The following is a 19,423-nucleotide window of genomic DNA, read 5'->3' as shown; positions in this document are numbered from 1 at the left end:
TTAGAGCTTCAAGCCCCCGCGGCGGCCGGTTTTGGCGGCTTCTTCGAGCAGGTATTTTTTGTCGCGCTTTTCCAGCACCACCTCTAGAGCGTGGCCTTGCGCGTCGGTACCGGCAAGGAGAATGGTGCGCGCGTCGGGCCGGGCTACGCGTAGCGTAAGCTGGTCGGGTCCTTCAAGGCGGTTGCGGTTTTGCAGGGTTAGCGTCTTCCCGTCGGGCGCCAGCTGGTAGGCGTAGTAGTGACGGCCAGCAACCCCGGCAAACTCGTAGTCCCGGTCGGGGTCCTGGGGGTGAATGGCTTCCGTATTGCTGTGGTTGAGCACGACGGGCCGGTTGGAGCGGACGCTGAGCGTGGCCCATTTCTCAAGCACCACATCCTGCCAGCGTTCCGGATCCGTGGCCGAATACGGCCGCAGTTGCCCGTTGAGGCGAAACTCGCGCACATCGTAAAGGCCCGCCGCGCCCGCCAGCCCCGGCGTTTGCGGATAATGATAATACCCGGCTTGGTAGGCGGCATAGGTTTTCGCCCCGTACAGCCCCACAAACAATAGAACGAAGCTTGCTTTGAGGGTCCGTTGCAGAGTGAGCGGCCACCCGGCAGGCAACTGCAACCGAAAGCGGTTGGGTTGGGCTGAGCGTTCCAGCGTCAGCAAATCGTTGACGCGCCGCGCATCGTACCAGAGCACCACCAGGGCCAGCGCCAGCAAATAGAAGCTGTACACGTACTCGCCGCCCTCGTAGGCGAGGTTGGAAAGAAACACGTTGCCTAAAAAGGAGATACCGAGGAACGCGCCAACGCTGGCCGTGCGCCGGTTCAGCAGCAACAGAGCCGCCAGAATTTCCACCAGCCCCAAAAACGACTGGTACGAAGGCACGATGCCCAAGCTCAGGGCGAAGATTTTCCAGTTGCTAAGGTCGCCGTAGTGCGTGTTCAGGTGGCTGAGCGAAGGAGGCGGCGCCTGCAACGGAAAAAACTTCAGGAAGCCATAAGCCAGCAAACCCGCCGCCAACCGGTAGCGCACCAGCACCCGCAGCCAGTAGTAGAACGTGTTGTACTCGGTCCGGTTCTGGTCCCGCACGCTCCACACACCGGCCCCGATAACGGCTAATAGAGCTACTACCGCCCAGTTAGCAAAGGTGTCAGGACCCTGAAAAAAGCGCGGGGTGTAATGGGCCAGCCGGAAAATATCACCAAACGAGAAGCCCGCCCAGTTCACAGTCACGTCGCGGTAGTACTTCCAGTCGAGGGGCACTACTTGCAGCGAGAAGTACAGGAAGGCGAAGCGAAACAGCGCTTTTTCAAAGCTGCTCCAGGACGAAGTAGCCGCGGGCGGTGGTGCACTGGGCCGCGCCAACACTGACTCGGCGGCAGGTGGTAAGATCATGTTCATCGAGTCAGAGGAATGCGTGGTTGAAAAGTCGTTTTCAGGGTTGTCGGCTGAGATGTGGCGGCGCGGCCAGCCGAGGTCGTAGAAGTCGTCCGGGCTCGTCATAGGGTAGGTAGCGGTTGAAGGGCACCAAGTTGCTTGACTGCTTGATCCTAGTAACCTTCGTTCTGGATTAGGGCCCGATCTACTTGCAGCTGGCTGATGGGAATGGGCAGCACAAGGCGGGAGGCCGGCAGCGGCGCCGTGTTATTCAGCGGATCTTTGAAAAGAGCCGTGGCGCGGCTGGTGCGCGCTAGATCGAACCAGCGGTGCGGCTCCAACGCGAATTCCAGGCGCCGCTCGTTTTCGATGGCCAACAGCACCGCTGCCTGAGTGGCCGCCGAACTGGCAGCTAACCCGGCGCGGACACGCACGGCGTTCAAGTCGGTTAGCGCCGCCGGTAGCTTGCCTTGCTGGGCCCGCGCTTCGGCCCGAATCAGGTACAGCTCGGCAATGCGGAAGATGTAACTCGGGTCGGAGCCGGGGCTGCGGTAGTAAAGGTTGCCGTACCAGCTGCTCCCGTTCACGGCGGCAATCAGGGTGGTGCGGCCGTTGGCAGCGTTGTTGGGGGCCGTGGTCAAGAGTGAGACCAGGGCCTCATTGGGGGCCCATTGCCGAGTGCCGCCGTTGGCGGTTGGCTGCCACTGCCCTCGGTGACCATTCACCTCAGTGGTACCATTATAAAACAGCTCGAACACCGATTCGCGGGTACCCCGGGTGCTATTAGCGAACCAGGCGTTGAAGGGTGTTACCAGCTGGTAGTTGGTGTTGTCGCTGATCAGGCGGGTGGCGTAATCTTCGGCCAGCGCCCAGTTGCCTTGGTACAAATACAGCCGGGCTTTCAGCGCCCACACCGTTTTGCGGGTGGCGCGGTACCGGTCGTTGGTGGTTACGGTGGAGGGGTTGGGCAACAGCAATTCGGCTTCCTCTAAGTCGCGCAGCACCTGAGCGTAGGTTTCCGTTTGGCTAGCCCGCGGCAGCCCTTGGTTGGAAGTTGCCGTGAGGGTCGGCTCGGTGACGAGCGGCACCCCGCCAAAAGTGCGCGCCAAATCAAAGTAAGCCAAGGCCCGCAGGAAATAGGCCTCGCCCACGTACTGGTTGCGCAGCGCCTCGGTTAGCAGGGCATCCGTAACGCCGGGCACTTTGCTGATGACATAGTTGGCGCGGTTGATGGTCACGTAAATCGACGACCACACCGTGCTGATGGTGGAGTTGTCGGCCCGCACGTTGTGGTTGATGAACTCCTGCACCTGCGACTGTGTGCCAGTCCACTGAATATTGTCGCCGCCCAGATAGCCAATGGACTGGAAACTGGTGCCGTAGTAGCCGCCGCTGGCCAGCGCGCTGTACACCCCGTTGAGCGCCGTAGCGGCCGATTTTTGGTCGGTGATAGTCTGGTTATCGGCCACCGATTCACGGGGCTGCACGTCCAGAAAACTCTCGCAGGCCGCCAAGCTAAGCGTCAGGGCCAGGGAAGTGAAGAAGGCAACGGTTTTCAAGTAAGCAAGGGACATGATACTGCCTGATAAATCGGTGAGGAAAAAGGCTGGCAACTAAAAAGTGGCATTCAGGCCCACTTGCAGACTGCGCGGCTGCGGCGGCGTGCCCAAGTCGATGCCCTGCTGGTTCGCGTCGCTGCTGGATGCCGACTCGGGGTCGAGGCCGCTGTATTTGGTAAGCAGCACCAGATTGGTGCCTTGCGCATACAAGCGCACCGTGCCGCCGAGCAGGCCGCGGGTCAGGGTGGCGGGCAGCGTGTACCCCACGCTTACGTTGCGCAGGCGCACAAACGAGCCGTCTTCCAGCCAGCGGCTGCCCCGTCGAGGTAGTTGTTGACGTTGATGCCGTCGGGCCGGGGCACGTCGGTCTGGTCGCCAGGCTTTTGCCAGCGGTCTAGGTTGGAGGCGAAGATGATGCGGGCCTCGTCGCGGGCCCCGCCGCCTTCCCGAAGAAGCGGTTGTGGTTGTAGACTTTATTGCCGGACTGAAAGGCAATCAACACGCTGGCATCGAAGCCTTTGTAGGTAATGGTATTGGTTAAGCCCCGAAGAACTTAGGCCAGATGCTGCCCGTAATCTGCCGGTCAGCGGCCGTGATTTTGCCGTCCTTGTCCACGTCGTCGTACACGGCGTTGCCGGTTTCCGAATCCACGTAGAGCTGCTTGTACACCCAAAACGAGTAGAGTGGGTGCCCCTGCTGCTGCAAAATCAGGTCGCGGCTGCCAAACTTGGTGGGCGTGGCCAGCTTCTCGATGTTATTGACGTTGCTGGCAATGTTGAAGCTGGTATTCCAGGTGAAGTCTTCCTTGCGGACGTTCACCGTATTGAGGACCAACTCCAGCCCTTTATTGCTTACTTCCACCGCGTTGGCCCAGTACGAGCTAAAGCCCGTGGTAGCTGGCTCAGTTAGCTGAATCAGCCCGTTCTTGGTGTATTTGTAGTAGGCGTTTGCTTCCAGCGTAACGCGGTTGTCGAGCAGGCCTACGTCCACGCCCACGTTTGCCTGCGAGGTCTGCTCCCACTTCAAATCGGCGTTGGCTAGCTGTTGGGGCGCAATCCCGGCCCCGCCTAAGTAGTTGGCGCCGCCGTTCCAGAGCCCGCGCGCCGCGAAGTTGCCAATGCCGTTCTGGTTGCCGGTCAGCCCATACGAAGCGCGCAGTTTCAGGTCGCTAAGAGCGTGCACGTCGTGCAGAAAGCTTTCCTGCTTGATGCGCCAAGCGGCACCCACACTCGGGAAGTACCCCCACTGGTTGGCTTTGCCGAAGCGCGACGAGCCATCAGCGCGGAAACTCACGTTCAGCAAGTACCGGTCGTCGAAGTTGTAATCAGCCCGCCCGAAGAAAGACGCCAGCCGGTAGCCCGACCAGTTCTGGGTGCTACTCGTGACGGAAGCCGCCGAAATTTCCTTGAACGAATTGTTGGGAAAGCCCGTGCCCTGGGCAAAGGTGCGGTTGTTGGTGTCGCTCTGCAACCCCTGCCCTAGCAACAGACCCAGGCTATGCTTGCCTAACTGCTGGCGGTAGGTAAGCGTGTTTTCGTTAAGCAACGAGGTGTACTGCGTGATGCTCGACGTGCCCAAGCCACCGACACCCGCCCGGCAATCAGCAACGTGTTCCAGTATTCTTCCTCGTCGTAATTATTGTAGTCAACGCCGAAACTGGTGCGAAACTTCAAGTTGGGCAGCAACTGCACATCGGCGTAGAGGTTGCCGAGGTAACGCAAGCTGGTCGAGTGAACGTCGTAGTTTTCAACCAGCAGTTCCACATTATCGAAGCTGGCCCGACCTACCAGTTGCCCGTTGGCATCGTAGGGCGAAAGCAGAGTGGGCGTGTGCAGCGCCGCTTGCAGCAGGCCGCCGGCTGGCCCGTCGCCGGCGCGACCCTCGTTGCGGTAGGTGCGCGTAAACGAGTTACTGACTCCAATTTGCACCTTGTCGGAGAGCTGTTGGTCGAGGTTGACCTTGAAGCTGGCTCGCTGGAAGTCAATGGGTTGCAGGATAGACTCCTGCTTGGTGAAGCCGCCGCCAATGTAGTAGCGCGTGCTGGTGCTGCCACCCGCTACCGCCACATCATAGTTTTGCAGCCGCGCCGTACGAAACACTTGGCTGAGCCGATCAAAAGTGGGCTGTTCTTCGGGCAACCCTCGTCCACCTTCTGCCACGGGCCGATAAGGCCGGTTGGCGAAGGTGTGGGGCGTGGCGCCGGTCGTGTTCAGCCAGTTTTCGTTCACCAGTTGGGCGTGCTCGGGTCCGGTGGCCAGGTCCCAGAGCTTAACGGACTTGGCCCACCCCTGCGACACGTTTAAACTTACCCGGGGCTTTTGGTTGAAGCTACCGCGCTTGGTGGTGATCAGGATTACACCGTTGGCTCCGCGCGCGCCGTACAGGGCCGTGGCGTCGGCATCCTTGAGCACTTCCACGTTTTCAATATCGGCCGGATTAAGGTCGGCGATGGGCGAAGAAGCTTTACCGCCGGTGCTGATCGTTTGGAGGCTGTTGTTGTTCATAAACACACCGTCAACCACGTACAGCGGCGTATTCGAGCCGTTGATGGTGGTGGCCCCGCGGACTCGCACGTTTACGGCCCCGCCCGGCACCCCCGAGTTCGACGAAATTTGCACCCCCGATACTTTGCCTTGGAGCTGGGCATCGAAGCTGCCTACGGGTAGCTCCTTGGTATCAGCAGGGTCCACTTTCACGATGGAACCCGTCAGGTTTTTGCGTTGCTGCGTGCCATACCCGACCACTACCACTTCGTTTAGTTGCCCTTGGTCGGGCGCTAGCCGCACGGTTACACTACCTGCTTGGCTGGCTTTCACTTCCTGCGCTTTGTAGCCGATGAAGGAAAATATAAGGGTGGCATTCTCCGGTGTTTCGGCCAAGGTAAACGTGCCGTCCGACGAGGTAACAGTGCCGGCCGCAGTACCTTTCACCCGGACGGTTACGCCGGGCAGAACTTGACCAGTTTCATCTACCACCTTACCAGTTATCGGCACGCTAGCGGGTTGACTGCGAATAAGTAGCGTACTAGAAGCTGCTGATGTTGCCCCCGGGGCGCTTAACGTAAGTAAGGTTAAGGGCAGAAGATAGTTCATCGAAAGAAAGAAGATTGATTTGTGAGGCAGCGAGTGACAGGCACCCCGTCAGGGCACTAGTAGCTTGGCTGCTGGCACTGAGATGGTACAGGCGGAAACGAGAGAAACAACGGATATTCTTTAGGCCAACGTTTGCATTATTTCAGCAAATCAGCCACAATCAATTACCAACAAGCAGTATTACTAGCCACGGAAAAGCACTTCACTACTGCCTCCCTCAATGAAATAAAACGGCTCACGCATCACCGAAAAGCCGTTTTTAATGCATATGCCTATTACTGCTGACTGCAGAGCAAGTCCCGTAGGCCACTGAACTCAGAATTAAGTTGGCAGTTACCTAATACAACTATTCTGATAGGACGGCGTCTAGACCAGCTATTTCATTAGGGAAATAATTTCCTGTTAACCCATACCTGCCTAATTGGGCACGCACAGCCAAGCAGATAGATCAGAAAGAGGAAATACTCGGGTGAGAACCGCTAGAAGGCCGTTTCAGTGGCTACAATCAGCCTGTCACGTGGGGCATTATCTGGCCATTGAATTAGATGCAGCAGTTCAATTAGCACAGCAGCACTCAATAAGCCGGAATACCACAGTGGAACCAGGAGCGCCTCAGCGAGGCGACAGCAAAAGAGGAGGTGCAGGGACGTTATTTTTGCTTTACTGCCCCTACTGCCGTGCTCATACAGACAATTGCAGTGGCAAAGCCACAACAACGATGCTGTACTGATTGCGAGATAGCAGAATAGCGGCTAGAAAAACTGAATGCGTCCACGACAACTTGCTTTTATATGCTCAGGACTTGGCACCGTTCGGGATTTTCCCGGGGTTGCCGGCGCTTCACGGAGCCTGTCTCTCCACGCCTCTGTATAAAAACAATCCTTTTCCGAGAAGGGATTGGTCCGACAAATGTAGAGGAGGATTATTCAGAAATACAAATTGCTTCTCTCTTATACAGCAGCATAACACTGTGTTAGACGGCCAACAACTGGAATCTACTGCTATTAGCTAATAACTGAATATTATAAATTGGAGCCAGTATAGCAATGAATAAAATTATACTTTATCCATGCTTTAACCTGATTAGCTAAGCCAAAGTCTAAATGTGCATTCATTGATTTAAATGAATTGCCATGCAAAATCGGATGTCGTAGGGCGCTGCCTATCCCAGATAGAAATATTATTATCATTTAACCATTGTCCCACAATCCCCATAACTGATAGTTATCCTGTATAATTTAAAGTTATCGAACGGCCCCGTATTATTTTTTACGGAAGTATCTTATTATTCGCCTAACAAAACGGTCAACGAGCAGAAATAGCGTTGCGCTTGCAATGCTTTAGAACGAGCTACTAGCCACCAAGCAATTATTTTGCTGACAGACATAAGCTTTGAATTGCAACTAGAGTCTAGAGCTTGGTGCCTTGTTCGCAGATTCAACCAACGTCGAGCAGAATAGAGATGATGATTCCAGTGGAACGAGGTAGCGAGAAGCGCCTACTTAGCTTGACCGAAAGCAACGATGCTTGATTCCGGACACGATTAGCTACGAGGTGGCCAATGTATGAGCAGATGATATCTGCTGAGGTAGGTGCTTCTCTGCCTATTCTGAGGCCACCTTACACCTGAGTTGCTAAGCGGTAACTGGTGCTGCGGCCACCAGCCCCTTCTTTAACCAGTAGTCCCTTAGTCACTAAGTCGGCTATATCCCGGCCAGCCGTATCCTGGGAGCATTTGGCCATTCGGGCCCACTTCGACGTAGTCAGTTTCCCTTCGAAGCCGTCCAGCAACCGTGTGAGCAAATGTCGTTGGCGTTCCGTGAGCGAGGTATGCTGATGACGCTCCCAGAAGCGCGCCTTGGCCAACACCTGTTCCAAAGTCTGCTCCGCCTGCGTCAGCGACCGGCCAAAACATTCTAGAAACCAAGTAAGCCACGGCGTTAGGTCCAACGGCCCCCGCTGACTGGTTTCCAATAAATCGTAGTAAGCCCGGCGCTCAGCCTGAATCTGGGCCGACATACTGTAGCAGCGTTGGCTGGTCTGATCGGCCCGTGTCAACTGCAGATCGGCTAGGGCACGGGCAATGCGGCCGTTGCCGTCATCGAAGGGGTGAATAGTCACAAACCAGAAGTGCACAATGGCCGCTTTTAATACGGGGTCTAGGTCGGATGAGGCGTTAAACCAAGCCAGGAATTGCTGCATATGGGCGTCTAGCTCATCAGCCGGTGGTGCTTCAAAGTGCACCCATTCGCGGCCCATGGGACCAGACACGATCTGCATCGGTCCGGTTCGCCAGGCCCCGACGCGCAATGGGTATAAGCCACTGTGCCCGGTAGGGAATAGGGCGTGGTGCCAGCGAAACAGCCGCTCAGTTGTAACCGGTTCCTGCGCTTGTTGCGTGGCGTCGAGCATCATGGCAACCACGCCTTCCACGCGTCGATCAGTAGGAGGCAACCCACCTTGTTCCAGGCCGAGGCGGGTTGCCAAGGAAGAACGGACCGAGGCAGGAGGCAGCAACTCGCCTTCAATCTCACTGGATTTAAGCACCTCCAGCGTAAGGGTTTGCAACGTGGCTTCCGTGCGCAGTTCCAAGCCTAGACTTTCTAGCCGGCCTAGCAAGCGTCCTTGCTGATAGCGCACGGAACCGAGTAAACCAATTACTGTAGCATGCTCCCACGTGAAGTGAGGCCATTTAGGAAGCTGATAGATATAGCCGGTTAATCTCCGCATCATATGCGGTAAATATGCCTCTTATTCTCCGCATTTAAGCAAAGCGCAATCCGGACGCCAACTAGAAACGACTAATAGATTATAAACCAGCATCCACAGCAGAATTAACACAAATCAGCTAGCCGTTCCGAAAGGCTTGGCTTTGGTCGTTATTAAAGCAGCTTACGTACTTATGTCCCCTTGTCAAAGAGTAGGAGCTGCTTGTCGCAGTCCGGAAAAAACCTAGATTAGAACCATGACGAAATTTGCCTTTCGCGTGCAGCGCTGTTTTCCGGAAAGCCTCGGCCACGCTTGGGGGCAATTGCTGACGCAGTTTCAAACGGAAAACTCACGGGCTCGGATCCTAACCATGCAGCACCAAACAACTCCGATTGGGGAGTCGCTGCATCCCGAAATTATCTTGTCGCTACTCATCACTTACGAAGAATAAGCTCCCACTAATTCCTAACAGCGGTCCGTTGGGCGGCCTAGTTCAACACCTAGCTACTGTTGTAAGTGGCCAGGGACAAGGCTGATTGTGCAACAGTTCGAACTGATACTGCAGCCATGGGTGCGCCTGCCCTTTGCCAATTCGTAGCTTCCCTTGGATCAAGCTATATTCAATGAAAGAGTGGTGTTTTTCAGTCGCGCAGATGTTGAGTAAATAACACGTTCAAAGACAGCACTCATTTACTCAGCTAGTAATTGGGTTTTTGCGAGACAACTCAACCAAGGTAATTGCTTAGCCGTTATGTAGTTCCACGCCTTTCCGACGTGTGTGCTGTATGATTCCACGGTTGTCTACTTCTACTTCTCTACGCTTTTCTTGGCTCCTGGCCCTGCTCTTCGGAGCATTTGGCCGGACGTTGCCAGCGGCAGCGGGGCCAGTGGAAGGAACAGTTCTGCAAGCCACTGCCGCCAAGCCAGTCTGGTCGTCTCCAGCATTGAGTGACCACTTGGAAGCGTTGCCCGCCGACGTTTTGGTTTGGTCTTCGGGCCTCGGGATAGTAACAGGACCGGCATCCGCTGGTTTATTGCCCGCCATGCCGACCGCGCTGCTTTGCTCCGTCGGCGGACGTTGCTTGCTGCCCTACGTGCGACCCGTAGCCTATGCCTGCTTGATCCAGGCCCGGCTACTGCGCACTACTCTGTCGCCTAACGCTCCGTAAACGAGATTGTTCTCGCTTACCACTTAAGCGCGCGTTGGCCTTTTCGGCACAACAGGTCGCGCCTGCTGCAACAGTCCTCACTCTTTCTTGATTTACAGGAAGAAGGTCACGCAGCTTATTGATTTTCAGTGCCAAGATGGAGCGCTTTATTGCCTCCTAGATCGAGGCTTTGCTTTTGTCGCTTCGCTGGTCCTGCCACGACAACCGAGGCCGTAAGGCCAATTTTCCTTGCCTGCAGAAGTTTTCACTGCTTCTGCGCACGCAGTTACACTTCATTAACTGTGCGCGGCCAAGCGTCCTCATGCGTGGTTGGAGGCTGACTGCCTTTCTGTACCTGGGTATTCAGCTTGCAAAGCTCAAGACGGCCGAAACGCAGTGGCTGAATAGTCTATATCAACTCCCACTGGGGTGCCTCAAGGGCTTTTCCTGTTTTCCCTTCCTGTTGATTAGGCTCTCCCTGGTGCCCGCCAGGGCCTGCTAGCTCCTATCAGTTTCATTCGCGGAAGCACAGCGTAGGCTTCGCCTGCCGGCTAGTGCTGCTTGTTGCGGGCAGTTGCCCCTCCGACGCGCATCCATCACGACGGGGAAGTTGCCTTCCCTTCATCGGTTATCCTTTCTCTTATGATTTCATCTTCCCCTCTCGACCAACTAGTCCAGGATGGGCTTGCGCTGGGTCCCCAGTTGTTGCTGCAGTGCGTGTTCAATCCTTACTACGACGTGCTCGACGGCGTCCGCCCGGAACCGCTGACGGCCGCTGAACGTCACGCTCTGGCCGCGTATCAGTTGCACTGCCAGCAGGCCCTGAAAACCCTATATGAGCGCCTGCAGTGCTTGCCCGCCGACCGGGTTTCCATCCATACTCCGCACACCATTTTCACCGTCGTTTCCCGCGAATACCTGGTGTCCGACGAGTTGACCATCATCCGGTGCAAATGCCACGGCGGCAACCCCTTGCAGCTACTCCCAGCTTAGCGTTTACGCCCGTCATGCTTTGGCTGGATCGCCGCCATGGTCGTCTCCCGTTGTCGAACAGCAGGAGAGGGTGGCTTTGGCGAAATAAAGCGTCGGGCCGACTCTATTCCTTTCGCTTCAACGCTCCCGTTTGCCGTGTGCAACGAGGGGCATTTCATTTGTTTGTTTATGCTGTTTCAACAACTAATTCTTCTGCAGAAGCGGCACGCTGCGTTGCCCACGCCACCGGCTCATTTGCCCGCTTCCTCGTTCCCTTCGGCTCCGCTCCAAACCGGCTATTGGCCAACAATAAAAAACATCGGCTTTATCGTGACGGGTATTTTCTCGGCCGGCATGGGCTTGAAAGCTTTTCTGCTTTCCAGTCATTTTATCGACGGGGGTGCCACGGGTATTTCTATGCTGCTAGCAGCGGCCCTAGATTTGCCCTTGTCTTGGGGGTTGCTGCTCATCAACTTGCCCTTCCTGCTGCTGGGCTACCGGCAGATGGGTGTACGCTTCGCCCTCAAAAGCGCGGCTGCCATTACTGGTCTGGCTTTGTGCTTGGCGCTCGTTCCTTACCCCGATGTCACCTCCGACCGACTCTTAACGGCGGTGTTTGGGGGCGTCTTCATCGGAGCCGGCATCGGGTTGGCCATGCGGGGTGGGGCCGTGCTCGACGGCACCGAAATCCTGGCGTTGCTTATCAACCGCAGCACCCCGCTGCTGAAAGTGAGCGACGTTATTTTGCTGCTCAACATTGTCATTTTCGGGGTGGCGGCTTTTGTGCTGGGCATCACGGCCGCGCTCTACTCTATTCTTACGTATATGGCGGCTTCTAAAACTCTGGACTTCCTGCTCACCGGCATTGAGCAGTACACGGGTGTAACCATCGTTTCCAACTGTAGCGAGCAGATTCGGCACGTGATTACCACGGAGTTGGGCCGGGGCGTGACCATCTATAAAGGCCAGAGCGGGTTCGGCAAACGGGGCGAGCATCGCCGGGATCTGAACATCATTTTCACCGTGGTCACGCGGTTAGAACTGTCTAAGCTGCGAGAGGAAGTGAAGCGCTTGGACCCGCAGGCTTTCTTGGTGCAACAGCAGGTGGATGATGCGGTCGGCGGCATGCTGAAAAAGCGGCCCCTGCATTAATTTTTTAGTAGCCCTTACTCGAAAAGTCCGGTACTTGTGGCGGCTTACGTACTATGCCTGCTTATGCGACCTGCCGATACGCGCCACCGTGGCCCGCACCCAACCGATGAGCGGCTGTTTGCGCCCGAGTGGGTACCGGTGCTGCGCCGCGCCGTCGGGGAATCGTCGTGGCTGCTGACGCGCGGGTACCCAGTGGGCGGCACGCTAAAGTTGGTCGGCGACCGGTACGCCCTAACCGAGCGCCAGCGCTGGGCCGTGGGCCGCGCTGCCTGCACCGATGAGCAACGCACCCAACGAGCCGCCACTCAGTTGCCCGCTGATGTTGGGGGCCGGCCTGTATCTATCGACGGCTTCAACCTGATTATCACCCTCGAAACGGCCTTGAGCGGTGGGGTGGTGCTGCGGGGCCGCGACGGGGCACTGCGCGACCTATCGAGCATCCACGGCACGTACCGGGCAGTGCAGGAAACCGACCGGGCCATCCGGCTGGCTGCCACGGTGCTGCATACCCTCGCTCCAGGCCCCGTGCGGTGGCTGTTCGATCAGCCCGTATCCAACAGCGGCCGGCTCGCCGCGCGCTTGCGCGAGCTAGGTCCTACCCTAGGTCTGCCCTGGACGGCCGAAGTTGTCTTCAACCCTGACCGCGTACTAAAAGAAACCACCGATGTCGTAGTCACCTCCGACTCGGCCGTACTTGACCGCGCCGGGGCCTGGCTGAACCTGGCGGCCTTGGCTTTGGAAGTGGAGCCCGCACGCTGGCTGCTTGAATTAGGGGAGAGCCGCTAAAGCGAATTAGAATTTCTTGGGCACGCAGTAGAGCCAGTAAGACAAAGGGTCCGGCAGAACACCGGACCCTTTGTCTTACTGGCTCTACTGCGTATGCGCTTATTTCACCACGGTAGCTTCCAACTCAATGGTTAAGCCGGCAAACAAGCCCTGCACTTCCAGCAGCGTCGTGGCTTGCTTGATGCCGTGCTGTGCAATCCAGGCCTGGTAAACGTCTGTGCACGTCGTGAAAAATTCTGCCACGGAGGTGGTGTACACGTTTAGGCGCACAATACCCTGGCATTCATACCCGGCCTCGCGAATCAGATGCTCTAGATTTTCAAAGGTTTGGAGCAGTTGGCTGCGCATGTCGGCGGTGCTCGGATAGCCTTCCTTGTTGAGGGCCACCTGCCCGGAGCAGTAGAGCGTACCAGCCGCCTGTTTGATTTCTACAGCTTGTACTGAATTGGTGCGCTCGCCCCATATCCAAGGGTCAACGGTCCGCTTTTCCATTTTTTTGCTTTTAGGATTGAGGTGAAAAGATGTTGGTCATTTGACTCCACAAACTTCTAGTCACCTTCTGACAACCCTATGTCAGCTTGTTTTCCGGAGCACAAAAAAAGTCGTGCGCCCGCTGGGCCAACTCGCGTAGCTGCTCCCGCAATGCCAGCGGCTCAACGACCGTGATGGCCCCCGCATATGGCAACAGCCAGGTAGCTAAGTAAGGCAGCGAACCAATAAACAATGTCATCTCCACGCCACCACCCGGCAGGGGCAACTCATGGGCCCAGCCGTACTGGTGTTTGGTATCGTGCAGGTGCTGGGCCAAGGCAGGCAGCACGGCCGACGCTTGAAAGTGGAGTACAACTCGCTCTTTTTGCCGCCGGCTTGCTTCGGCGGCCCAGTAGTCGGTCAAGGTTTCGGGGCGCGCGGCAAAAGTTTCCGTGCTGAGCGCTATCTGCTGGATGCGGTCCAGGCGAAAATTGCGAAACTCCTGCCGCAGCCGGCAGTACGCCACCACGTGCCACTGCCGGCTTAAGTAGAGGCCAATTGGCTCGATGTCGCGCAGGCTGGGCGCGGCGGTTTCTGCGCCTTGGTAGTGCAGCCGTACCACACGCCGCGTCGTGACGGCCGCAACTAGCAACTGATAGGCCGCCGGGAGGTCGGCTTGGGTGCGGGGCTCTAGAACCTGAATATGCGGAGTAAGAGCTTCGAGGTGGTCCCGGTCGGCGCGGCGCAGCACGGCGCGTAGCTTATCCATTGCAGCGGCGCTGAGGCGTGCCGTGGGTGCGTCGGTGAGTTGAGCCGCTAGCTTTTCGGCGGTGAGTAAGGCAGTGGCTTCCTCGCGGGTGAACATGACGGGCGGTAGCCGGTAGCCTTCCACCAAAGAATAGCCCACCCCGTGCGCGCCGATGAGCGGCACCCCGGCTTCTTCGAGGCTGCGCAAATCCCGATAGATTGTGCGCAAACTCACACCGAACTGCTGAGCCAGCGCTGGGCCACTGACCATGCGCTTGGCTTGCAATTGAAGCAAGATAGCCGTCACGCGGTCGAACCTATTCATTGCTATGCTTGAGTACTGCGTGACTAGCGGGAAGGGACATAGCACCTAGTTGGCCGCTGAATAAACGGAAACTTTCTTCCCGATAAAGCGGGGAATTTAACCGGGAGTGGGATAATCTTGCTTGGGTCGGTTTCGAGAGTAGCTACCCTCCAAGCCAGGCGCCCAGCTGCTTAGCAACCGGGCGCAGCCATAGTGTATCAAGCTTTATTCTGTTGCAAGCGCCCAATCAAGTGGCCTTTGTCTACTGCGCACTGCGCAAAAAAACGCGGAATGTAGTGCCCTCCCCCGGCTGACTGTCCACTTCGATGTGGCCCCCCTGCGTTTGCACTAGTCGGTTTACTAGAAATAAGCCCACGCCGGTTCCCGTGCTGGCCTGCGGGTGGAAGCGGCGAAACAACTGAAACAAGTCGTTGCCGTGCTGCTGCAAGTCGATGCCGAGGCCGTTGTCTTGCACCTCGAGCACGGGCTGACCGGTTGCGGTGTAGGTTCGAACCTGCACCCGCGCCGCCCGCTCGGGGTGCCGGTATTTGAGGGCATTGCTAACTAAGTTGAGCAGAATCGTGCGCAGATTGCTACGCCCGTAAGGCAATTCAGGCAAAGCCGCAAAATCCGTCTCTACAACTGCGTGGGCCGCTTGAATTTCGGGATGGAGCGTTTGCAGTACGTGCTCGGTGACGTCGCTGAACGCTACGAGTTCGGTGACTTGCTCGTCCGGCTGGCGTGCTACCTGCACTACATCAGCCAGTTCGGTGATAGTCATGGTTAGTGCCCGCAGAGACTCGTCGAATAGCTGCCACATATAAGCCGCGTCGGGGTCCGCTATGGTGGCCGCGCTGCGCAGTTCCTCGAAAAGGCCGCGCAGATTATTTGCTGGCTGCCGCAGGTCGTGGGAAGCCGCGTAAACGAAGTTGTCGAGGTCGGCGTTGGTGCGGGCTAGTTCCTGGTTGGTAGAGGCCAGCTCCTCATTGGTTTGAGTGAGCAGCGTGTTCTGCTGGTGAATTTGCTGCCGCGCATGGGTCAACTCTTCCACGGAGGCCCGCAACTGGTGGTTGACGTTCTTTAACTCACCGTGATACTGGGCTACGTACTGCCGCCACTCATTTTTCTCGATGGCGTGCATCACCGTTTTACACAGCAGTTCCTGGTCGAATTGCCGCTTTACCAAGTAGTCTAAGGCGCCGTTATTAAGGGCCCCTACGGCAAGCTGCTCGCTACCCCCACCCGTAATCATGACCGCGCACAAGTTGTCTGGCGCTAGCTTTTTGAGTTCGAGCAGCAGCGTTAACCCGTCCGTATCGAGTAGGTTAAAGTCGAGCAGTACGCAATCCGGCTGAATGGTTTCGAACAGTGTCAGAGCCTCTTCGCCCGAAGCGGCTTCGTACAGCTCCATCCGCTCGTACTGTTGCTGCCTGCTTAAATACCGCTTGTAAAGCACCCGGTCAAGCTCGTTGTCATCAACGAGTAAAATCTTTTTCACTAGCAAGCAAACTAATTGGCGAACGGTAGAGTCGCGGCTTCCAGCCAGTAGTGGATGGTTAGGCGAATTTTTTCTTCCAGAGCGGCGTACTCAATCGGTTTAGTCAGGTAGGTGTTGGCTCCTAACTCATAACAATCTTCGACGTCGCGCTCGTTGGAGGACGTACTGAAAATAATCACGGGAATGGAATGCAGCTGGGCATCTTGCTTGAGTTTGCCGAGCACAGTTCGCCCATCGGTGCCCGGTAAGTTCAAGTCGAGGAGCACAATGGCGGGCAGCGTCAGGGGCCAGCCAGCAGCTTTGCCGTAGCCTTGCAAATATTCTAGGGCCTGGTCGCCGTCTTCGCAGCGCAGCACCGGGTTGCGTAGGGCATGCTTGCGGAAAGCACGGCTGATCGCCATGAAGTCCTCAGCACTATCCTCTACAACGAGGATGGGTTTGAGCGGGAAAACAGACACTTACAAATTGTTTTATAGGTTTTTAGAGAGCGAGAAATAAAAGGTAGCGCCTTCCCCTTTGATGGATTCCACCCACAAAGTGCCGCCATGCTTTTCAACCATTTTCTTGACAATGGCTAAGCCCGCGCCCGTACCTCCCCCGTATTTCTCTTGCCCGTGCAACCGCTTGAAGAGCTTGAAAATGTTGGAGTGGTGCTTGGGGTCGATACCAATACCATTGTCACGTACGTAAAAAACGTGAAAATCGTCGGGGTTGGCAAACCCTTTCTGTTCAGCTTCTTCGGCAGGCACCACGCCCACCTCTACAATTTTGTCGGGGCGGTCGTTGTAGCGCATGGCGTTGGTCAGCAAATTGTTGAACACTTCGCGCAGGCGCACTTTGTCGCCGCGGATAACGGGCAGCGGATGGGACACGGTCACAGTGGTGCCCGTTTGCTCGAAGCGAGGTGCCAGCAGCTCCACTACCTCAATTAGCAGCTCGTTCATGTCAAGAACCTCCACAACCAAGTCCTGCCGCCCCACCCGGGAGAGCTGCAGCAGCGACTCGATCAGGTTTTCCATGCGCTGGCTTAACCGCACCAAAGTTTGCAGCTTGTCCACACCCTCGGCATCGAGCTGCTCGGCGTAGTCTTCGAGCAGAAACAGCGAGTAGTTGTGAATGCCCCGCAGCGGCTCCTTTAAGTCATGAGATGCCACGTAGGCGAAAGAATCCAGCTCGTCGTTGCTGCGCTCCAACTCGATGTTGAGTTGGCTTAGACGGGCAGCGCGGGCTTGCAACTCGTTGAACACTTTCAGCCGCACGTCCGAGATGTGCAAGCGAATTTCCTTGGCCGCTTCGATTTCCATGGATTTCCAGGGGCCGCGGTGCTTTCCACTAATTGCTTCCAAGCCTCAAACGACTGGCGAGGTGAGAGAAACACCTGCCCGTCGGCGAGTACTTCCACTTTGCTGTTTTGTCCGGCCCACGTAACGGTTTGCACAACTTCGGGCCGAAACCAGAGCAGGTAATTACCGGGCGCATCGGCCAGCGAAACGGCTAGTATGCCGCTGGCTGTGGGTCGCAAAGCCAAGCCCGCTGGGTTGTGCTGAGCGTAAGAATTGGTGTGAAACACATCCTGCGGAGCGTGCTCTTGCAGCCAAGCCAGTAATTCCTGCACCTGGGCTTCCGTGGGCGTGTTTCCAAGCAAAATGATTTCCCCATCAAAGCAGATGGCTGCACCGCCGCAGTCGAACACGTCCTGCACGGTGGGTTGCTGGCGGTAAAGCCCCTCCACGAAGTTGATGCTGCTCGATACGTGCTCGAGCAAGTGCACCTGGTTTTCGCGGATGCGCAGCTGGTATTCCTGCTCGTCGTACTGCTCTTTGGTTTTGATAAGCGCCGAAAACGTTTTGCCCAGAAATTGGCACATGTCGCGCAGTTCGTAGCCCACCAGCCGCGGGGTCCGGTGGTGGCACGTAACCATGCCCCACAGCTTGCCGTCTCGGACCAGCGAAATAGTCATGGTGGCTGCCGAGCCCATGTTGTGCAGGTATTGCAAGTGAATGGGCGACACGCTGCGCAGCACCGCGTAGGTCATGTCCGGTGGGCGGTTGGTAACCGGGTTGTTGACTGGCACCAGCCGGGCCGGCACGTACGATGCATCCGGGATAAAACGGAGCCAATTTTTCAGGTACATGGCCCGCGCCTGCTGCGGAATATCGGAAGCGGGGTAGTGCAAGCCCAGCCACGGTTCCAAGTCCTCGTGCTTGGCTTCGGCAATAATTTCCCCGCTCTCGTCTTCGGAAAAGCGGTAAATAGCTACTCGGTCGAAGCCGGTGATGTTGCGCACCTGCTCCACGGTGTGCTGGCAAAACTCCAGCACGCGCGTAGCAGACAGCATCTGACCCAGGGCCTCATTGAGTTCACCCAGATCCAAGGTGCTGGCCGCGGCATCGGCCACCGGCTCGAATTCCAACCACAGCAGCTGATCGTAGCGATGCAGAATGATTTTGTAGAACGGCTGGCCGGTTACTTTATCTAGGCGCACGCCCAACAGCTTCGGCGTTACGCCGAGCGAGGGGAGCAGGTGCGCAATGGCCTCCACTTGCTCAGCCGGCAAGAGTTGCTCTAGTCCCGCCCCGACTAGGTCGGAGGCTGCCATGCCGAGTAAGGCCTCGGTGTTTTCGCTGGCTTGCACGACTTGCATGGTTTGCTCGTGCAAGCAAAGCATAAAGCCATAGGGCTGCACCGAACCGGGAATATGAATAGGCTCCCGGTCGCAGTTCGTTAAATTGATTTCGGCGTTTAGCAGGCGCTCGTCGGTATAGCTCATGGGTGGTTCAGCCAGGCGTCTAAATGTTGAAACGTGCGGCGGGCCGACAACACGATTTCGTCTTGATTAACTTCCATTGCCGCCTGACCCAACAGCTGGCAGAAGGATTTCCACATAAGGCCCGTCTGGTCGCCGTAGCCGCTAAAATAGGTTCGGGTAGAGATGCCCGCTTTGGTTAATTGCCGGGCAATTACCTGTCCGCCCAAAGTCGACCCTTCGATAACGTACATGGCGCCCAGCAACTCGGGCCAGGTGTGTAGAGAAGGCATTGCCGTGCACAGCGGCAATGCCGTCGGGCTGGTATGCGGCAGATCCTCTAGAATCAGGTGGGCGCGGTAGCGGCGCTCCACCTGCCAGGCTGGCGGCCAGGTATGCCGGCGGAGTTGCTGTTCGTAGGGCACGAGAAAGCCGTACATCTTTTGTAGAAACCACTCAGTAAGCTCTTGCGTGGGCGTGCCCGCCGTCAGGTTTTGGTTGAAACGGTTCTGCTCGAGCGCCTCGTGATAAGGACGAGTTTCGGTACGCAAACGGGATAGAATCTCGGTAGATAAAGGTGTAGTCATGCAAGCAAATAGCAGTAGCTGCACAGTTTACGGCCCGCAACCAAGAGCAGTTCGGCAAACCGTTGGTACTTCCTTACCGGATTAGCCAATATTCACTGCAAAATACAGCGAAGATACCTGCTCTGGATTGTGATTAATTGCTAAGGCAGACCATTTTAATAGAGGTTTAGCTGGGTCGCCTGTGCCAACTGCCGAATTTCAACAAACGTTCCGTGCGGCGACATTAAGGAACCCTAAGAAATGCTATATTTTGCCGCCGAGCATAATATCGAATTCATAGACATCAA

18 protein-coding genes and 1 riboswitch are annotated in these 19,423 nt (G+C 56.6%); of the genes, 5 read left to right on the top strand and 13 right to left on the bottom strand.

Features of this window, described 5'->3' with window-relative positions; translation table 11 throughout:
* From MUN86_RS29090 to MUN86_RS29075, 6 genes are all read right to left on the bottom strand, one after another.
* Positions 1-1,491 (bottom strand): DoxX family protein, encoded by a 1,491-nt coding sequence (locus tag MUN86_RS29090; protein ID WP_245127524.1) that lies wholly within the window; start codon positions 1,489-1,491, stop codon positions 1-3.
* Between the two features lie 47 nt (positions 1,492-1,538).
* Complete coding sequence (locus MUN86_RS29085; RefSeq protein WP_245127523.1) at positions 1,539-2,939, bottom strand: RagB/SusD family nutrient uptake outer membrane protein; 1,401 nt, start codon at positions 2,937-2,939, stop codon at positions 1,539-1,541.
* A 39-nt stretch (positions 2,940-2,978) separates the two neighbouring features.
* On the bottom strand, positions 2,979-3,212 hold the full coding sequence (locus MUN86_RS32115) for a hypothetical protein (RefSeq protein WP_311182639.1): 234 nt from the start codon (positions 3,210-3,212) through the stop codon (positions 2,979-2,981).
* A gap of 249 nt (positions 3,213-3,461) precedes the next feature.
* A complete protein-coding gene (locus tag MUN86_RS32110; RefSeq protein WP_311182637.1) occupies positions 3,462-4,469 on the bottom strand; it encodes a SusC/RagA family TonB-linked outer membrane protein in 1,008 nt (335 codons plus the stop codon).
* Positions 4,430-6,016, bottom strand: a complete 1,587-nt coding sequence (locus MUN86_RS32105; RefSeq protein ID WP_311182635.1) for a SusC/RagA family TonB-linked outer membrane protein — start codon at positions 6,014-6,016, stop codon at positions 4,430-4,432. Before MUN86_RS32105 ends, MUN86_RS32110 begins: the two co-directional genes overlap by 40 nt.
* A 784-nt stretch (positions 6,017-6,800) precedes the next feature.
* Positions 6,801-6,892: riboswitch (SAM riboswitch) on the bottom strand.
* 744 nt (positions 6,893-7,636) lie between these two features.
* Positions 7,637-8,746: a Fic family protein gene (locus MUN86_RS29075; protein ID WP_245127554.1), complete on the bottom strand. Its 1,110-nt coding sequence runs from the start codon at positions 8,744-8,746 to the stop codon at positions 7,637-7,639.
* A gap of 235 nt (positions 8,747-8,981) precedes the next feature.
* Between MUN86_RS29075 and MUN86_RS29070 the strand changes: the two genes are divergently transcribed.
* The 5 genes from MUN86_RS29070 (at position 8,982) to MUN86_RS29050 (ending at position 12,783) form a co-directional block, all read left to right on the top strand.
* Positions 8,982-9,176, top strand: coding sequence for a hypothetical protein (locus MUN86_RS29070; protein WP_245127522.1), 195 nt, complete (start codon positions 8,982-8,984; stop codon positions 9,174-9,176).
* Positions 9,177-9,510: 334 nt separating this feature from the next.
* Positions 9,511-9,894 carry a hypothetical protein gene (locus tag MUN86_RS29065; protein WP_245127521.1) on the top strand — a complete coding sequence of 128 codons (384 nt, stop codon included), beginning with the start codon at positions 9,511-9,513 and terminating at the stop codon, positions 9,892-9,894.
* Positions 9,895-10,515: 621 nt separating this feature from the next.
* Positions 10,516-10,866 (top strand): hypothetical protein, encoded by a 351-nt coding sequence (locus tag MUN86_RS29060; protein WP_245127520.1) that lies wholly within the window; start codon positions 10,516-10,518, stop codon positions 10,864-10,866.
* A gap of 168 nt (positions 10,867-11,034) precedes the next feature.
* Positions 11,035-11,997, top strand: coding sequence for a YitT family protein (locus MUN86_RS29055; protein ID WP_245127519.1), 963 nt, complete (start codon positions 11,035-11,037; stop codon positions 11,995-11,997).
* Between the two features lie 63 nt (positions 11,998-12,060).
* A complete protein-coding gene (locus MUN86_RS29050) occupies positions 12,061-12,783 on the top strand; it encodes a DUF434 domain-containing protein (RefSeq protein WP_245127518.1) in 723 nt (240 codons plus the stop codon).
* A gap of 99 nt (positions 12,784-12,882) precedes the next feature.
* Here MUN86_RS29050 and MUN86_RS29045 read toward each other — a convergent pair whose 3' ends face one another.
* From MUN86_RS29045 to MUN86_RS29015, 7 genes are all read right to left on the bottom strand, one after another.
* Positions 12,883-13,275, bottom strand: a complete 393-nt coding sequence (locus MUN86_RS29045) for a RidA family protein (RefSeq protein WP_245127516.1) — start codon at positions 13,273-13,275, stop codon at positions 12,883-12,885.
* Positions 13,276-13,351: 76 nt separating this feature from the next.
* Positions 13,352-14,326 (bottom strand): helix-turn-helix transcriptional regulator, encoded by a 975-nt coding sequence (locus MUN86_RS29040; protein WP_245127515.1) that lies wholly within the window; start codon positions 14,324-14,326, stop codon positions 13,352-13,354.
* Between the two features lie 241 nt (positions 14,327-14,567).
* Positions 14,568-15,803 carry a sensor histidine kinase gene (locus MUN86_RS29035; RefSeq protein WP_245127513.1) on the bottom strand — a complete coding sequence of 412 codons (1,236 nt, stop codon included), beginning with the start codon at positions 15,801-15,803 and terminating at the stop codon, positions 14,568-14,570.
* An 11-nt stretch (positions 15,804-15,814) separates the two neighbouring features.
* Positions 15,815-16,261 (bottom strand): response regulator, encoded by a 447-nt coding sequence (locus MUN86_RS29030; protein ID WP_245127511.1) that lies wholly within the window; start codon positions 16,259-16,261, stop codon positions 15,815-15,817.
* 12 nt (positions 16,262-16,273) lie between these two features.
* Positions 16,274-17,107: a sensor histidine kinase gene (locus MUN86_RS29025; RefSeq protein WP_245127510.1), complete on the bottom strand. Its 834-nt coding sequence runs from the start codon at positions 17,105-17,107 to the stop codon at positions 16,274-16,276.
* Positions 17,053-18,573, bottom strand: coding sequence for a GAF domain-containing protein (locus MUN86_RS29020; RefSeq protein WP_245127509.1), 1,521 nt, complete (start codon positions 18,571-18,573; stop codon positions 17,053-17,055). Before MUN86_RS29020 ends, MUN86_RS29025 begins: the two co-directional genes overlap by 55 nt.
* The gene (locus MUN86_RS29015) at positions 18,570-19,136 is read right to left on the bottom strand and encodes a biliverdin-producing heme oxygenase (protein WP_245127508.1); all 567 of its coding nucleotides are present in this window, start codon (positions 19,134-19,136) and stop codon (positions 18,570-18,572) included. Before MUN86_RS29015 ends, MUN86_RS29020 begins: the two co-directional genes overlap by 4 nt.
* Positions 19,137-19,423 lie beyond the last annotated feature (287 nt).

The organism is Hymenobacter volaticus, assembly GCF_022921055.1.
Taxonomy (GTDB): Bacteria; Bacteroidota; Bacteroidia; order Cytophagales; family Hymenobacteraceae; genus Hymenobacter; species Hymenobacter volaticus.
This window is presented reverse-complemented; position numbering and strand designations above follow the sequence as displayed.

What these genes read in the sequence shown, in the direction of transcription:
- MUN86_RS29070 (WP_245127522.1), top strand. Translation starts at nt 8,982, where the DNA reads ATGACGAAATTTGCCTTTCGCGTGCAGCGCTGTTTTCCGGAAAGCCTC.
- MUN86_RS29020 (WP_245127509.1), bottom strand. Translation starts at nt 18,573, where the DNA reads ATGAGCTATACCGACGAGCGCCTGCTAAACGCCGAAATCAATTTAACG.
- MUN86_RS29090 (WP_245127524.1), bottom strand. Translation starts at nt 1,491, where the DNA reads ATGACGAGCCCGGACGACTTCTACGACCTCGGCTGGCCGCGCCGCCAC.
- MUN86_RS29055 (WP_245127519.1), top strand. Translation starts at nt 11,035, where the DNA reads ATGCTGTTTCAACAACTAATTCTTCTGCAGAAGCGGCACGCTGCGTTG.
- MUN86_RS29075 (WP_245127554.1), bottom strand. Translation starts at nt 8,746, where the DNA reads ATGCGGAGATTAACCGGCTATATCTATCAGCTTCCTAAATGGCCTCAC.
- MUN86_RS29015 (WP_245127508.1), bottom strand. Translation starts at nt 19,136, where the DNA reads ATGACTACACCTTTATCTACCGAGATTCTATCCCGTTTGCGTACCGAA.
- MUN86_RS29065 (WP_245127521.1), top strand. Translation starts at nt 9,511, where the DNA reads ATGATTCCACGGTTGTCTACTTCTACTTCTCTACGCTTTTCTTGGCTC.
- MUN86_RS29050 (WP_245127518.1), top strand. Translation starts at nt 12,061, where the DNA reads ATGCGACCTGCCGATACGCGCCACCGTGGCCCGCACCCAACCGATGAG.
- MUN86_RS29040 (WP_245127515.1), bottom strand. Translation starts at nt 14,326, where the DNA reads ATGAATAGGTTCGACCGCGTGACGGCTATCTTGCTTCAATTGCAAGCC.
- MUN86_RS29085 (WP_245127523.1), bottom strand. Translation starts at nt 2,939, where the DNA reads ATGTCCCTTGCTTACTTGAAAACCGTTGCCTTCTTCACTTCCCTGGCC.
- MUN86_RS29045 (WP_245127516.1), bottom strand. Translation starts at nt 13,275, where the DNA reads ATGGAAAAGCGGACCGTTGACCCTTGGATATGGGGCGAGCGCACCAAT.
- MUN86_RS29060 (WP_245127520.1), top strand. Translation starts at nt 10,516, where the DNA reads ATGATTTCATCTTCCCCTCTCGACCAACTAGTCCAGGATGGGCTTGCG.
- MUN86_RS29025 (WP_245127510.1), bottom strand. Translation starts at nt 17,107, where the DNA reads ATGGAAATCGAAGCGGCCAAGGAAATTCGCTTGCACATCTCGGACGTG.
- MUN86_RS32105 (WP_311182635.1), bottom strand. Translation starts at nt 6,016, where the DNA reads ATGAACTATCTTCTGCCCTTAACCTTACTTACGTTAAGCGCCCCGGGG.